Genomic DNA, 15,059 nt, shown 5'->3' with positions numbered 1-15,059 from the left:
GAAAGCGTGCCAATTAATTTTCTATATAAAATTCAGTATATTGTCTTACATATGAGTATTATTTAAATTTAGAGATAAGCTAATGGTGCTAAAAAAGCTTTGTTTTAATGCAGATGCTCCATAATTCAGCACAGTCTGATAGTAATGATATAAATCAATTCACATTGAATGATTTGATGATGCAGCTTATACACCATCAAATCTAAACTTAGAACTTAAAAATGAATCACTGTACGGATCGATTTGCCTTCATGCATGAGATCAAAAGCATCATTGATATCTTCAAGTGGCATAGTATGGGTTACAAATGGTTCAAGCTGAATCTCACCGTTCATCGCATCTTCTACCATTTTTGGTAATTGTGAACGACCTTTCACCCCACCAAAAGCAGTACCCATCCACTTACGACCTGTTACTAATTGGAATGGACGAGTCGAGATTTCCTGCCCTGCACCAGCTACACCAATAATCACCGATTGCCCCCAACCACGATGAGCACATTCCAGTGCAGAACGCATAACATTGGTATTGCCAATACATTCAAAAGAATGATCAACGCCCCAACCTGTCATTTCAACAATCACTTGTTGAATTGGTTGCTCATAGTCTTTAGGATTTAAGAAATCAGTTGCACCAAACTGTTTTGCGAGTTCGAATTTGTCTGGATTGGTATCGACGACAATAATACGTCCAGCTTTGGCTTGGCGTGCGCCTTGTACAACAGCAAGACCAATTCCACCCAAACCGAACACAGCAACACTATCACCCTCTTGAACTTTAGCTGTGTTATGTACTGCACCTATCCCCGTCGTCACACCACAGCCTAACAAACAGACTTGTTCATGATTCGCCTCAGGATTGATTTTTGCCAGAGACACTTCAGCCACAACTGTATATTCACTAAAAGTTGAACATCCCATATAGTGATAAATCGGTTGACCATTATACGAGAAACGAGTTGTACCATCAGGCATTACGCCTTTACCTTGAGTTGCTCGGACTGCTACACAAAGATTGGTTTTACCCGATTTACAGAACAAGCATTCTTTACACTCTGCTGTGTATAGTGGGATTACGTGATCTCCAACAGCAACGCTAGTCACGCCTTCACCGACCTGCACCACAACACCAGCCCCTTCATGTCCCAATACTGCTGGGAAAACACCCTCAGGATCATCACCTGATAAAGTGAAGGCATCGGTGTGACATACACCTGTATGAGTAATTTTAATGAGGACTTCACCTGCCTTTGGTGGCTCAACATCAAGCTTCACAATTTTTAATGGTTCACCTGCGGCAAAAGCCACGGCTGCACGAGATTTAATCACAATCTAGCTCCTTTACTTTAAATATGATTTAAGAATTTTACTGACTTGATTTAATTCTTGGCTGCGTTGCAACTCTGAAGACTCACCGACAACCAATGTATCTTTTAAATGGATTTCGAGAAGTTCAGTCATCAAACCGTTTAATGCACCACGAACTGCACAGATTTGCTGCAAAATATCAGCGCATTCTGTGTCATTCTCCAAAGCACGTTCCACACTCTGAACTTGACCTTGAATTCGTTTTACACGAGTGAGGATCTTTTTTTTATCCTCTAATTGTTTAGGCATAATGTCGACCACATTAAATCTAAAAAATATACTATACACCAGTATAGTACTTTTGTTCAATATTGATACTTTTATATAGAATAAGAATGAATGGTTACATTAAAACCTTAGAAATAAAAAGGTTTTAGAGATATATAAAATCAACAACATATAAATTACAGATGGATTCAATCTTGACAAATAAAATGATAGAAAATTCATACCATTTTAAAGTCATAACACTTGCCATTGTCTTAGGACTGAGTGGTTGTACTTTACCAACCAATCAAAATAATGAGTGGAGTAATCATCCCTTGCAGACTAAAACAAAGTGGGTAAATGACCCACAATCTGAGCTTAACATTGAACAAGGTCTAACAGCGGTTTTGGCTTTAGATGACGCATTTCTAAGCATTGCCTCTCGTATGCACTTAATTCGAAATGCAAAACATCAACTGGACCTCCAATATTATATTTGGAATGACGATATTATCGGCAACTTGATGTTGTATGAGTTACTCAAAGCAGCAGACCGAGGGGTGAAAATCCGCTTATTAATCGACGATCAAAATGGAACAAAACTTGATAAAACACTTGAAGCACTTTCTCAACATCCGAATTTAGAAATTCGTATTTTTAACCCATATAAATTCAGACATCTTCGTTTTATTGACTATATCTTTAGGCTCAATCAGATCAACCATCGTATGCACAATAAACTTACTATTGCGGATTCATCGATTGCTGTTACTGGCGGTCGAAACATTAGTAGTGAGTATTTTGAAGCAAGTGATCAATTTCAGTTTAGTGATATGGATATCTTGTTCTATGGATCTTCTGTAGATCATGCCGTGGAAATATTTAATGAATTTTGGAATAGTGATTTGAGTTATTCGACCGAACAACTGATTGGTAAAGGAACAAACCAACAACTCGAACAAATCAAACAGCACTATCAGGCACTGGATGAAAAAAATACATTAACAGAGAGTAAATTAGAGTCTGCTCAAGATTATTTGAAAATTCGACTTCAAAATTATCCTATTCAATGGGTCAAAGCACATTTCGTTGCGGATCACCCAAATAAAGCATCAGGACAAGCAAAGGAACAAGATCTTTTGTATTCTCAAGTCATAAAAATTATGGGGAAACCAGAACAACATATGGAGTTAGTCTCTGCGTATTTTGTACCTACCAAACGTGGGACAGAATACTTAAATCAACTCTCAAATAATGGCATCAAGGTTCGTGTATTAACCAATAGTTTAGTTGCTAATGATGTCGCCGTGGTTCATTCCTTTTATAGTCAATACCGAAAATCACTGTTGCAAAATGGTGTGCAACTTTATGAGTTCAAACCAAATATTGAACGCAAGAAAAGGACTTGGTATGAAGTTGCTACAGGTAGTGTCATTCCAGTCAAAGGCAAAAACCGTTCAAGCTTACATGCAAAATTTTTTGATGTAGATGGTAAAGTTTTTATTGGCTCCTTTAACTTTGATCCGCGATCGGCTCACTTAAATACTGAAGTTGGATTGGTTGTTGAATCTGATCATTTACAAAATCAAATCACCACACTTCTTGATGAACATATGCTACAAGTTGCCTATCAACTCAAACTTGATACGGATGGCAATATTATCTGGTATGAACATAAAGAAAATGGCGAGATAATAAAGCATCACCATGATCCTGAAAGCACTAAATTTCAGCGTTTTACTATGAACTTTGTGTCATATTTTCCAGTGGAATGGATGATGTAGAATATTGATCAGTCTATTCCAATTGACTAAATTGACAGATTAATTTTGACTAAAGACTATTTGTTTTGTACTTGAATATGCTAATTTTATATTAATAAACAATAACAAGGATAATATTATGATTTTGGAAAAAGATTGGAAAAATATTCAACATGTATTTAGTGAGGCACAAAGATCATCATTACATGCGTCTATCGCTACAATAGATTCTTTTGGACAACCGACTATTACGCCTATTGGCACAATCTTTTTAAACGATAATCAAACAGCTTATTTCTTTGACACTTACACAGAAAAGCTAAGTGAAAATGTTATTCAGAATCCCAAAGCCTGCATCCAAGCAATTAATACAAGTAAGTGGTTTTGGTTACGCTCCTTTATCAAAGGTCAATTTGATAAATATTTTGGTGTTCGCCTATATGTAGAAATAGGTAACTTACGCCTCGCTACTGAACAAGAAATACATGCAGTTGATCGGAGAACTAAACCTTTACAATGGACTAAAGGGAGTCAGTTGATTTGGTCTGATTTTACTCATGTTAGGGATATAAAAATCAATGAGTTTAGGTGGATTAAATACCCTCGAATGATGGAAAATCTTTTTTAAACTAACCCTATTTCCGTGAAGAACTGACGATAAGCATTTGCTTTTTTCTCTAGTGCTAGCGGATATGCCCGTGATGATGAAGGCAAACGATATAAACTTAACTCCCGATCCACATAATTGACTTGTACAGATTGCCCAATCATCGGTTTAGCTACTTGCTCAGGGAAATGTTGCATTAGCGTGTCAGTTGCCTTATCACCTGTCGTCATGATGGTGTGACACAGTGGAATTTGCTCTAGCAATTTTGATAAATCTGTGGGCGTGACGATTTCTAAAAATTTATCTGATGCATTACCTTGCAAGCGTTTCACTTGATAAGCAGTGTCAAATATTCCTACCCCAATTTGAGTTAAAAAGTCTCGAATGAGTTGTTCTTTAAAGTTTTTATTGGGCAAATCTAAAAAGTAATCTTTATCCTCAAAGAAAATCAAACCAAAGATACGCCACATATCATTTTGATAATTTGGATAATAAAAATCCATTTTCCAGCGGCTTTGTGGCGGTGGAAAACTTCCAAGCATCAAAAGCTTTGCCTTTGATGGCAAAAATGGAACTAAAGGATGTGTCTCGATATCAATCATTTATACAAAACCAAAATTTAAGATATGTTACGTTGTCTTCGCTGATGGCTTTGATTTGATCTAATTATTAGCGTTCAGCTAAAAAAGAAAGCCCACTTATAGGGCTTTCTCATCTGTTATTTGAGCTTAAGTATTGAACTCTTGCATCGTCATTTCACCCAAATAACCAATTGATATAGCAAATAAGTTTTCCGGCTCAGAAGAAGGATCATTTTTCTTTAACCATTCAAGACCAATAACACCCAACTCATTTAATTTTGACTTAGAAACTGGTGGCAGAAGCTTCTCTAAAGGTAATTGGATACTAAAATTCCGTGTGTTGCTACCACTGCTTTTATCATTAAATGTATAGCCAATTAAATACCAATGATATTTTTGTTCAGACATTTCTTATTCTCAAGTTTAAATAGTTGAGATATTTTTATACCATAAAAAAAACAAATTCCTAGCCGAAAAACTTCTCATCTGTATATTTTTTGTCATATAAATGAAGGACACACAATTTTTTGCCCTTCATATAAAACATCCCTATAACCATGTTAACAAAGCTGGGTTCTTGGATTTGATAAATTGGTGCTCATTTACACTTAATAGTAGAGGTTCACCATTTACGAGTTTTAATGTAGTCACACTTGTATTTGCAATAGACCAACTCAAAGCGAAAGTTCGCTGTACGCTTAACTCAAGTAATTTACCAATAATGACAGAAATAACCCCTCCAGAAGTGAATACAACAGCCTCTTGAGCTGGATTATTTGTGAGTTCTATACACAGATTTTTAAGTGCTGCTTCCACTCGAGTTTTAAATGTTGGCCAAGATTCATCATATTCATGATGAAATGCTTCATTTGTCCATCGAGCAATTGCCTCATCAAAGATCTGTGCTAAGTATGCCCTTGGATCTACTTCTTTAAAAACGTCTTGCTTTAACAATTCTGGTTTTGCAAATCTTGGTTCATATAAAGAAAATACTTGTTGATGATTGAACTCGTTCCACAAGCCATCAACTTCATAACTGGCCTGAGGAAAACATTCTTTTAAAGAAATTTGTGTTGTTTGTTGATGACGCTTCATACTGCCCGAAATAATATAGGGTTGTTCAGTAAAAATATTTTTGAAATATTGACCTAAAAGTTGGGCCTGAGCTTCTCCATTCTTTGAAAGCTCATCGTAATTACTTTTACCAAATGAAGCTTGACCATGTCTGACTAAATAGATGGTGGTCATCAAACTACCCTAGTTTCTATACAGATTAAAAGAAATGTATTTTTATCATAGTCATTGAATTAATTTCAAAATTAAATCTTTTTAAATTGGTAAAACCTAAGTAAATTTTATAATTTACTTAGGCTATTTCAAATCAAAAAAATAACTAAATCGACTGAAGCATCGAAATTAATGACTAAAATAATTAAATGGTAATTTTAAGTAACGGACACCATTTGCTTCTGGTGCAGGAAATCGACCAGCATCCATATTGATTTGTATAGAAGGTAATATAAGTTTTGGCATAGACAAAGTTGCATCACGCGCCTGCCTCATTTGGACAAAATCCTGCTTCGCTGTGAGTTTGTTTATATGAATATTTGTCTCTCTCTGCGCATGAATACTTGTTTCACAAATATAGTCATTTCTTCCTTTAGGTTTATAATCATGACACAGAAAAACTCTCGTTTTATCTGGCAATTCATATAGCTTTTGGACCGAATCAAACAAAATATCTGCACTACCTTTCGGAAAATCACAACGAGCCGATCCATAATCTGGCATGAACAATGTATCACCAACAAAGACAGAATCACCAATCACGTAACTCAAACAAGCTGGGGTATGTCCTGGTGTAGGGATATTGTAAGCATCCAATTTGCCAATCATAAAATGTTCATGATCTTTAAAAAGATAATCAAAAGTTTGGTGTGAATTAAATGTCTTTACATCAAGATTGTATATAGAGCTAAAGGTCTCTTGCACAATACTAATTTTTTCACTCATCGCAATCTTGCCGCCTAAACGCTCTTTGAGATACTGAGATGCGGTCAAATGATCTGCATGAACATGTGTTTCTAGTATCCACTCTACGCGTAAATGATTTTCTTGAATATACTCAATAATTTCATCAGCATGTGTCGTTTTTGTTGAAGCAGAAGCTGGATCGTAATCCAATACACTATCAATTACAGCACAGACATTAGTCTCTACATCACTAACCACGTAGCTAAACGTATTTGTGTTTTCATCAAAAAAAGCTTTAACTTGAGGATGTTGCATTTGATCATTCCTATTTATTATCGTTTAGCCCAAACATAATGAAAATATATGCCTAACAGCATTGCTCCGATAAAATACCAAGCTTCTGGGTGACCTAAACCAATTAATGTAAGAGCTGGTGCTGGACATACTCCAGCAATGCCCCATCCAACACCAAACAGCAATGCACCAATAATTAAATTCTTATCAATTTGAGTATTTGCTGGCAAATTAATTTTTTCACCAAATAATGTTCTAGGATTTCGAATTGCTCTTTGAAATGGAATGATGGCAACCAAAATAGCTCCAACCATCACAAACATTAAGCTAATATCCCAATCACCAAAAATGTCCAGAAATCCCAATACTTTTTCAGGGTTAGACATTCCAGAAACCATTAAGCCAATAGCAAATAAGCTGCCAAATATAAAAGCAAACAAATTTTTCATATTACAGCCCCATTACCTTATTAAATGGCGAATGATATATACGGTTGCTATACCTGCGGACATAAAAGTAACTGTTGCAACAATTGACCTTATTGATAATCGACTGATCCCACAAATACCATGACCACTCGTACAGCCTGAACCTAAACGTGTACCAAAGCCAACCAAAAGCCCAGCTACAATTAACCCCAATGGTGATGATTTAATGATAATTTCAGGCTCAATAAATAGCTGATAAATAAATGGTGTGACAAACAATCCCAATAGAAACCATAATGCTGGACTATGTAGAAAAGTTTTAGGTTGCAGTAACTGTGCTAGTAAGCCACTAACTCCCGCAATCCGTCCATTGACATATAAATAGCCAACAACGGCGATTCCAAGTATTACGCCACCGATCAAAGCCATCCAGATGCTATGCATATTCCATCCTAAACAATATATGTTTTTATAATATATTATTATCAATAATAATATAAGGTGTTTTTCTATATTTCATGTAATTCTTATTACAGATTACATCAATTTAATAGAATGATTGATTGGATAATGTCAAAAATTACGTCATGTAGAACATTGTGCATTTTGCACAATTACATTACAATAAGTGCATATACAACATGAGGGTTTGATCATGAGTGCATTATTAAAACAACCCGCAGACAAAAAAGTAGTTCTTGCAAAAGCAGTACTCAATGCCGCTGAGCAACTTGATTTAAAACAAATACAACTTGCCGCCATTTTAGGTGTACATCGCACAGCGATTAGTCGACTAAAAAATAATCCTGAATTAGATCCAGCATCTAAACAAGGTGAGTTAGCATTGTTGCTTATTCGTTTGTCACGTGCATTGTATGCACTAACTGGCGGAGACACGGATTGGATGCGTCATTTTATGAACACACCAAATCGTGTGACAGGCGGTATTCCTGTTGAACAAATTGAAAGTATAAGTGGATTGGTTTCAGTTCTTCAATTTGTCGATGCAATTCGAGGTAAAGTATGACTGCCATTGAGCAAAATTTATGGCAAAGTTGTGAAGGAAACAAACACGTCTCACCTTTATCCGGTACTTTATATCGTTTAGTTGAAAGCCAAGAACAAATTGCAACAAGACAATTGGTGGATACTTTAGAAGAACAAGCATTGTTAGAGGATATGTTAGAGTTAGTCAAACCGCCATATCCTCCAAAGTCAGAACATTTACATTATTTACTCAAAACACCGTTTCGTTATCCACCATTAAAATGGGGATCGCGTTTTGGCCGTACTTTTGAACCAAGTATTTTTTATGGTGGATGTAGTGTAAATGTGACCTTGGCTGAATCAGCTTATTATCGCTTTGTATTCTGGCACTCAATGGATGGTACACCAAAGAAAAAAACGATACGCAGTGAGCATACTTTATTTTCAGTAGGCTATCATTGCAATAAGGGTCTTCGTTTACAATCCCCTCCTTTTGATCAATATCTAGATCTAATTGCTCATCCTACAAATTATAGTTATGCACAACAATTAGGCACAGCAATGCGGAATGAAGGAATTGAGATCTTTGAATATCCATCAGCTCGAGCAAGTGATCATGCTATCTGTGTCGGATTGTTCACTGCAGAGCATTTTAGCCAGCATAGCCCTTTAAATCGAGAACAATGGTTCTGTGACATAGGTGCTGATGAAGTTATATTTAAAGCAGTGGAAGGATCTAGTATTGTTCGCTTTGAATTATCGCAGTTTTTACAACAAGGTATTTTTCCAATGCCAGCATAGAAGCAGACAGTAAAAAAGGCCCCGAAATACGGGGCGCATATAGAATTGAGATTAACTTACAAAATCTTCAATTCCAATCAATTTAGGTAACTTCTCAATAAGTTTATTTAACTCAGCATTTGCTGGTGAAATACATCCCATATAATGACTTAAGTTCGTAACCGTACCATCTGGACTTTTCCACGAAAAATAAGCATTCGGTTGGTCAGATGCAGTCTCTTCACACCCCGTAGTTTTAACATTCGCACCTGTTTCAGGGCGATAAGTTTTCAATTCTTCTTGTAGTTTTCTATAAACAGAAGGATCAACTGAAAGATCTTGAGTTCCTGTTACTTTAGTATATTGTTTACCATCAAAGTGGACTGAACCATTAGGAGAAACTTCAACAGAATAAATAGGACAAGTACCGAAACATGGGCTAGATGAATAGCGAATTGTTTCTTGTGTTGTATTCTGAGGTTGTTGAGGAGTAGATGCACAACCAACCAATGAGAAGGTAAAAAGCCCAGCAATTAGTAATTTTTTCATTTATTGACCCATTATCAAGAATGTTGTTTAAATTTAACAAATTGTGAATTAATTGTCATTTGTCTGTAAATATAAATAATAAAATTCACATAATTTACTTAGGCTATTTCTTCGCCAAGCAGTTTTTTAAATTCTAGTTGGCTATTTGAGATTGCAAAATAAGACGTGCAAGTTCTAAATCATCTTTATATGTAATTTTGATGTTATCAGATCGTCCTTGTACAACTTGTACTGGCTGACCAATATGCTCCAAAGCACTGGCTTCGTCAGTAATGACAACCTGATTTGCTAGAGCCACTTCTATCGCATGTTTTAAATCTTTAAGCTTTGCCATTTGTGGTGTTTGTGCTTGCCACAAAAAATTACGGCTTACAGTTTTTTCTATCTGATTTTCAGCTTCAACTCGCTTCAAAGTATCTCGAACTGGGATCGCCAGAATTGAGTTTTTATCAGCTTCAATTGCTGAACATACTAAGTCTTGTAAACAAGTTGATGTAACGCATGGTCGTGCAGCATCATGTACAAGCACCCAATCATTTTCATCAGCAATATTCGATAAATATATGAGAGCATTCAATACAGAATGAACACGTTCTGAACCACCCAAACAAAAATGCATTTTGTCTTGGTGCTGGAAAGATAGTGTCTGAGCAAAATTATCTTGCTCACCTATGGCAAGGACACAACCCTCTAAATCTAATGTATGAAGACGATTAACCGTGTGCTCAAGCACAGTCTGATTTTGGATATATTGATATTGTTTTAATTCAGTTTTTGAAAAACGACTGCCAGAACCTGCTGCTGGTACAACCGCCCATAGCTTAGTTCTCATTGGTCGCAGTATCTACTTTCGCATTTGGATCAATATAAATTGGTTTATATTGGGTACTAATCGTACTCATTTGCACAAATGTTTCGTTAGGTTTGATCAAACCTAAATCTAAACGAGCATGTTCTTCAATCGCTTCACTTCCATTTTTTAAATCAAAAACTTCAGCTGCCAAAATACGATTGCGTTCTTTTAACTCGGTATTGATTTCCGCTTGTTGTTGAATCTGTTGAGTTAACGCTTGATGAGGGATATAGCCTCCCTCACCTAGCCAAAAGCGATACTGTAAGCTTGCGATTAAAACAACCGCAAGTAATAAAATCACTTTACTTGAAGTAGATTGAAAAACTTCTAACATTGAAAACTCCCTACATCCTTCTTTTTAAAGGAAGATCTGTCACGAATTTTATAGGATTATTAATTCGTGAAGTTTCTCTCTTTTGTAAAGAAAGTTCATCAGGAGAATTCAACATAGAGACAACTTACCTTAATTTAGGCCTTTAAATTCAGCCTTACCACGGTAAGCTGCTTTGGTTAATTCTTCAATACGAAGTAATTGGTTATATTTCGCTACACGGTCAGAACGACACAGTGAGCCAGTCTTAATTTGACCAGCCGCAGTACCCACCGCCAAGTCAGCAATTGTTGAATCTTCAGTTTCACCTGAACGATGAGAAATTACTGTCGAGTAACCATTTGCTTTTGCAAGATAGATGGCATCTAAAGTTTCAGTCAACGTACCGATTTGGTTGTATTTAATCAGAATAGAGTTACCTACTTTCTCATCAATACCACGTTGCAAAATCTTTGGATTCGTAACGAATAAATCATCACCAACCAACTGGATTTTATCACCAAGAATTGAAGTCAAATAGCTCCAACCTTCCCAGTCTGACTCGTCTAAACCATCTTCAATCGAGATGATTGGATATTGGTTTACAAGACCTGCAAGATAGTCAGCAAACTGATGACTTGTAAATGCACGATTACCTTCGCCTTCTAAAACGTATTGACCGTTTTTGTAGAACTCTGAAGATGCGCAGTCTAATGCAAGCATCATGTCTGAACCAGCTTTGTAACCTGTTTGTTCAATTGCTTGAAGGATTACAGTAATTGCTTCTTCATTAGAACGTAAATTAGGTGCAAAACCACCTTCATCACCAACCGCAGTATTCAAACCTTGTTTCTTTAAAACTGATTTTAAAGAGTGGAATACTTCAGCACCAGCACGTAAAGCTTCAGCAAATGAAGTAAAACCTACTGGCTCAATCATGAACTCTTGGATATCAACAGTGTTGTCCGCATGCTCACCACCGTTGAGGATGTTCATCATCGGTACAGGCATCGTTAAGATTGTTTGACCACGAAGATCCGCAATATATTGGAAAAGAGGAAGTTTCTTTTCTTCAGCAGCAGCACGTGCAGCAGCCAATGACACAGCCAAAGTTGCGTTAGCACCTAACTTTTCTTTGTTTTCAGTGCCATCAAGCGCGATCATTGTGTTATCAATGTCTTTTTGCTCAAAAACTGACTTACCCAACAAAGCATCACGAATCAATGTGTTAACGTTGTTAACTGCTGTGCGTACACCTTTACCTAAGTAACGTGATTTGTCACCGTCACGAAGTTCTAAAGCTTCACGAGAACCAGTTGAAGCACCAGATGGTGCACATGCACGACCAACAACCCCAGATTCTAAAATAACGTCTGCTTCGATGGTTGGGTTACCACGGGAGTCCAAAATTTCGCGTGCACGAATATCAACGATTTGGCTCATGAACAATTCCTCTGTTGAATGAATATTAAATTAAACCTTGATTTGTATTGAGATTCCCCTTGTTAGAGGAACTCAAAGGGGAAAATCGGCTTAATGTGTATCTAACTTTTTGAATCCTTTAACTAAAGTATCCAATTCTTTTAATTGTGCCAAGAATGGCTCAAGCTGTGATAAACGCAAAGCACATGGACCATCACATTTCGCTTTTTCAGGATCAGGATGTGCTTCCAAGAACAAACCAGCTAAACCCGTTGCCATGCCTGCACGTGCTAAAGTGGTGATTTGAGCACGGCGACCACCAGCAGAATCAGCTCGACCACCAGGTGTCTGCAATGCATGTGTTACATCAAAGAATACCGGAACATTCATTTCTTTCATGATGTCAAAGCCAAGCATATCTACAACTAAATTGTTATAACCAAATGCCGAACCACGTTCACAAAGAATGAGTTTGTCATTTCCAGCTTCTAGGCACTTATGCAAGATATGGCGCATTTCATGTGGTGCTAAGAACTGTGCTTTTTTGATATTAATAATGGCTTGAGTTTTTGCCATCGCTTCAACAAGATCAGTCTGACGACTTAAAAATGCTGGTAGCTGAATAATATCGGCAACTTCAGCAACAGGTGCGGCCTGATATGGCTCGTGAACATCCGTAATAATCGGAACATTAAATTGTTTTTTAATGTCTGCAAGCCACTCAATCCCTTTTTCTAAACCAGGTCCACGGAAAGAGTTTAAGCTCGAGCGATTTGCTTTATCAAAGCTCGCTTTGAACACGTATGGAATATCTAGGCGTTTGCAAATATCAATATAAGTTTCAGCAATTTCAAATGCTAAATCTTTTGACTCAAGTACGTTCATTCCGCCAAATAATACAAATGGCAAATGATTTGCCATTTGTATATCGCCTAAACGTACAACTTCTTGTGGTTTTAATTGTGACATTTAAACTTTCCCAGTTTATTTAAAGCCTACATTACTTACTATTTTGATGCTGTTGTTTTGCAGCATCGATAAAACTAGCAAATAATGGATGTCCATCACGTGGTGAACTTGTAAATTCTGGATGGAATTGTACAGCAATAAACCAAGGATGTTCAGGAATTTCTACAGTTTCAACTAAATGTTGTGCTGAAGAATAACCAGAAATCTTCATACCCGCTTCTTCAATCGCCTCGATAAAACGGTTATTCATTTCATAACGATGGCGATGGCGCTCAGTGATTTCTGCTTTACCGTAAACTTCGCGAGTCTTAGTACCTTCAACCAATTCAGATTTTTGCGCACCTAAACGCATCGTGCCACCCAAATCAGATTCAAGACTGCGTTGTTGTAATTCACCGCGCTCATCTAACCATTCAGTAATTAAACCAATAAGTGGATATTTTGTTGAACGATTAAATTCTGTTGAACTTGCATCAGGCATACCAGCAACATGACGAGCATATTCAATTACTGCCAATTGCATACCTAAACAAATACCTAAGAAAGGAACATTGTTCTCACGCGCATATTGAATGGCCTTCATCTTCCCTTCAGTACCACGCTCACCAAAACCACCTGGAACTAGAATTGCGTCGGCAGTACTTAAAATATTAATGTCTTGCTGTTCAAGCTCTTCAGCATTTACATAGTCAATTTGAACTTTGACACGATTTTGAATACCGGCATGTAATAATGCTTCGTTTACAGATTTATACGCATCTGGTAATTCAACATACTTACCAACCATCGCAACACGAACTGTATATTCAGGGTTTAGTAATGCTTCAACTACATTATCCCAATCTTCAAGGTTTGCTTCTGGAAGATCATTGAAACCAAAACGCTCACAAATTAAATCATCAACGTTTTGTTCATAGAACGTACGTGGAATTTGGTAAATTGTTTTTGCATCTTTACAGACAACAACTGCACGAGCTTCTACATTCGTAAACAATGCAATTTTACGTTTTGTATCAACATCAACATCATATTCAGTACGGCAGATTAAAATATCTGGTTGAATACCAATTGAAAGAAGTTCTTTAACTGAATGCTGTGTAGGTTTGGTTTTAAGTTCAGCAGCTGATTTAATATAAGGTAACAGTGTTAAATGCATTAACATCGTGCGCTTATGGCCAAGCTCAACCATCAACTGACGTACTGATTCCATAAATGGAAGTGATTCGATATCACCAACCGTACCACCGATCTCAACAATCGCAACGTCATAACCTTCGCCTGCGCGTAGTACACGTTCTTTAATATTGTCTGTGATATGAGGGATAACTTGAACTGTACCACCTAAATAGTCGCCACGACGCTCTTTATTCAGAACGTCCTGATAAACACGACCACTAGTAAAGTTATTTAACTTGGTCATTTTTGCACGACGTAAGAAACGTTCGTAATATCCCAAATCTAAGTCAGTTTCAGCACCATCCTCTGTAACAAAAACTTCACCATGTTGAAATGGACTCATGGTACCTGGATCGACATTGATATATGGATCCATTTTTACCATAGTGACTTTTAAGCCACGAGCTTCCAAAAGTGCAGCAACAGAAGCAGCAGAAATACCTTTACCTAGTGATGAAACCACACCACCAGTGACAAAAATAAAATGGGTCATTGAGTTTCTCGTACAATCGAGCCGAAATCGGCCTACAATGTTGGGCAATTTTACTGTACTCTGCCCCTATAAAGCAAAGTCAAACCGCATCAATTCAAAGAACTATAAACAACTGACTATTCTATCAGCATTTTCGATAAAAATTTATGGGATTTGTGGAGATTTCATAGATAAATTGCTATCTCTCTTTATCCAATCGGCTTTCTATACAAAAAAATCGTGCCCTCTTGGGCTTTTAACCCATCTACAAACGATCTTTGTAGTGCAAGCATTTATAAAATATCAACAAACTCAATCCA

At 36.8% G+C, this 15,059-nt stretch carries 18 protein-coding genes; 4 read left to right on the top strand and 14 right to left on the bottom strand.

Annotated features, from left to right (window positions below; all coding sequences use genetic code 11):
* Window positions 1-215 precede the first annotated feature (215 nt).
* Window positions 216-1,325 (bottom strand): S-(hydroxymethyl)glutathione dehydrogenase/class III alcohol dehydrogenase, encoded by a 1,110-nt coding sequence (locus F2A31_RS07605; protein ID WP_150027722.1) that lies wholly within the window; start codon window positions 1,323-1,325, stop codon window positions 216-218.
* A gap of 15 nt (window positions 1,326-1,340) precedes the next feature.
* A complete protein-coding gene (locus F2A31_RS07600; protein ID WP_150025873.1) occupies window positions 1,341-1,616 on the bottom strand; it encodes a metal/formaldehyde-sensitive transcriptional repressor in 276 nt (91 codons plus the stop codon).
* Between the two features lie 185 nt (window positions 1,617-1,801).
* On the opposite strand from F2A31_RS07600, the gene F2A31_RS07595 reads away from it, so the two are divergent.
* The gene (locus F2A31_RS07595) at window positions 1,802-3,358 is read left to right on the top strand and encodes a phospholipase D family protein (RefSeq protein ID WP_171490649.1); all 1,557 of its coding nucleotides are present in this window, start codon (window positions 1,802-1,804) and stop codon (window positions 3,356-3,358) included.
* 118 nt (window positions 3,359-3,476) lie between these two features.
* Entirely contained in the window at window positions 3,477-3,965 is a 489-nt protein-coding gene (locus F2A31_RS07590) for a pyridoxamine 5'-phosphate oxidase family protein (protein WP_134252221.1), read from the top strand.
* On the opposite strand, the gene F2A31_RS07585 is transcribed toward F2A31_RS07590, so the two are convergent.
* The 6 genes from F2A31_RS07585 to F2A31_RS07560 all read right to left on the bottom strand — a co-directional run bounded on the left by F2A31_RS07585 (window position 3,962) and on the right by F2A31_RS07560 (window position 7,665).
* The gene (locus tag F2A31_RS07585; RefSeq protein ID WP_150025871.1) at window positions 3,962-4,546 is read right to left on the bottom strand and encodes a uracil-DNA glycosylase family protein; all 585 of its coding nucleotides are present in this window, start codon (window positions 4,544-4,546) and stop codon (window positions 3,962-3,964) included. The genes F2A31_RS07590 and F2A31_RS07585 overlap by 4 nt on opposite strands.
* 126 nt (window positions 4,547-4,672) lie before the next feature.
* Window positions 4,673-4,933 carry a hypothetical protein gene (locus tag F2A31_RS07580; protein ID WP_005080592.1) on the bottom strand — a complete coding sequence of 87 codons (261 nt, stop codon included), beginning with the start codon at window positions 4,931-4,933 and terminating at the stop codon, window positions 4,673-4,675.
* A gap of 141 nt (window positions 4,934-5,074) precedes the next feature.
* The gene (locus tag F2A31_RS07575) at window positions 5,075-5,773 is read right to left on the bottom strand and encodes a histidine phosphatase family protein (protein WP_005080590.1); all 699 of its coding nucleotides are present in this window, start codon (window positions 5,771-5,773) and stop codon (window positions 5,075-5,077) included.
* A 168-nt stretch (window positions 5,774-5,941) separates the two neighbouring features.
* Window positions 5,942-6,814 (bottom strand): MBL fold metallo-hydrolase, encoded by an 873-nt coding sequence (locus tag F2A31_RS07570; protein ID WP_150025870.1) that lies wholly within the window; start codon window positions 6,812-6,814, stop codon window positions 5,942-5,944.
* 17 nt (window positions 6,815-6,831) lie between these two features.
* Window positions 6,832-7,242: a DUF6691 family protein gene (locus tag F2A31_RS07565; protein WP_150025869.1), complete on the bottom strand. Its 411-nt coding sequence runs from the start codon at window positions 7,240-7,242 to the stop codon at window positions 6,832-6,834.
* Between the two features lie 12 nt (window positions 7,243-7,254).
* Window positions 7,255-7,665: a YeeE/YedE family protein gene (locus F2A31_RS07560; RefSeq protein WP_150025868.1), complete on the bottom strand. Its 411-nt coding sequence runs from the start codon at window positions 7,663-7,665 to the stop codon at window positions 7,255-7,257.
* A gap of 211 nt (window positions 7,666-7,876) precedes the next feature.
* Between F2A31_RS07560 and F2A31_RS07555 the strand changes: the two genes are divergently transcribed.
* Together F2A31_RS07555 and F2A31_RS07550 are read left to right on the top strand one after the other, a co-directional pair.
* A complete protein-coding gene (locus F2A31_RS07555; RefSeq protein ID WP_150025867.1) occupies window positions 7,877-8,248 on the top strand; it encodes an MbcA/ParS/Xre antitoxin family protein in 372 nt (123 codons plus the stop codon).
* Complete coding sequence (locus F2A31_RS07550) at window positions 8,245-9,009, top strand: RES family NAD+ phosphorylase (protein ID WP_150025866.1); 765 nt, start codon at window positions 8,245-8,247, stop codon at window positions 9,007-9,009. The genes F2A31_RS07555 and F2A31_RS07550 overlap by 4 nt, the downstream gene beginning before the upstream one ends.
* Before the next feature lie 51 nt (window positions 9,010-9,060).
* Here F2A31_RS07550 and F2A31_RS07545 read toward each other — a convergent pair whose 3' ends face one another.
* The 6 genes from F2A31_RS07545 to F2A31_RS07520 all read right to left on the bottom strand — a co-directional run bounded on the left by F2A31_RS07545 (window position 9,061) and on the right by F2A31_RS07520 (window position 14,760).
* Entirely contained in the window at window positions 9,061-9,537 is a 477-nt protein-coding gene (locus F2A31_RS07545) for a DUF6438 domain-containing protein (RefSeq protein WP_150025865.1), read from the bottom strand.
* Window positions 9,538-9,670: 133 nt separating this feature from the next.
* Window positions 9,671-10,369: a 2-C-methyl-D-erythritol 4-phosphate cytidylyltransferase gene (gene ispD / locus F2A31_RS07540; protein ID WP_150025864.1), complete on the bottom strand. Its 699-nt coding sequence runs from the start codon at window positions 10,367-10,369 to the stop codon at window positions 9,671-9,673.
* Window positions 10,359-10,724 (bottom strand): cell division protein FtsB, encoded by a 366-nt coding sequence (gene ftsB, locus F2A31_RS07535; protein WP_150025863.1) that lies wholly within the window; start codon window positions 10,722-10,724, stop codon window positions 10,359-10,361. Before ftsB ends, ispD begins: the two co-directional genes overlap by 11 nt.
* A 129-nt stretch (window positions 10,725-10,853) precedes the next feature.
* A complete protein-coding gene (eno, locus tag F2A31_RS07530) occupies window positions 10,854-12,143 on the bottom strand; it encodes a phosphopyruvate hydratase (protein ID WP_150025862.1) in 1,290 nt (429 codons plus the stop codon).
* A gap of 90 nt (window positions 12,144-12,233) precedes the next feature.
* On the bottom strand, window positions 12,234-13,091 hold the full coding sequence (kdsA, locus tag F2A31_RS07525) for a 3-deoxy-8-phosphooctulonate synthase (protein ID WP_150025861.1): 858 nt from the start codon (window positions 13,089-13,091) through the stop codon (window positions 12,234-12,236).
* Window positions 13,092-13,122: 31 nt separating this feature from the next.
* Window positions 13,123-14,760 (bottom strand): CTP synthase, encoded by a 1,638-nt coding sequence (locus F2A31_RS07520; protein ID WP_150025860.1) that lies wholly within the window; start codon window positions 14,758-14,760, stop codon window positions 13,123-13,125.
* Between the last annotated feature and the right edge of the window lie 299 nt (window positions 14,761-15,059).

The organism is Acinetobacter suaedae (assembly GCF_008630915.1).
Taxonomy (GTDB): Bacteria; Pseudomonadota; Gammaproteobacteria; order Pseudomonadales; family Moraxellaceae; genus Acinetobacter; species Acinetobacter suaedae.
Note: the sequence above shows the minus strand (reverse complement) of the source record. Positions and strands in the feature narration are given on the sequence as shown.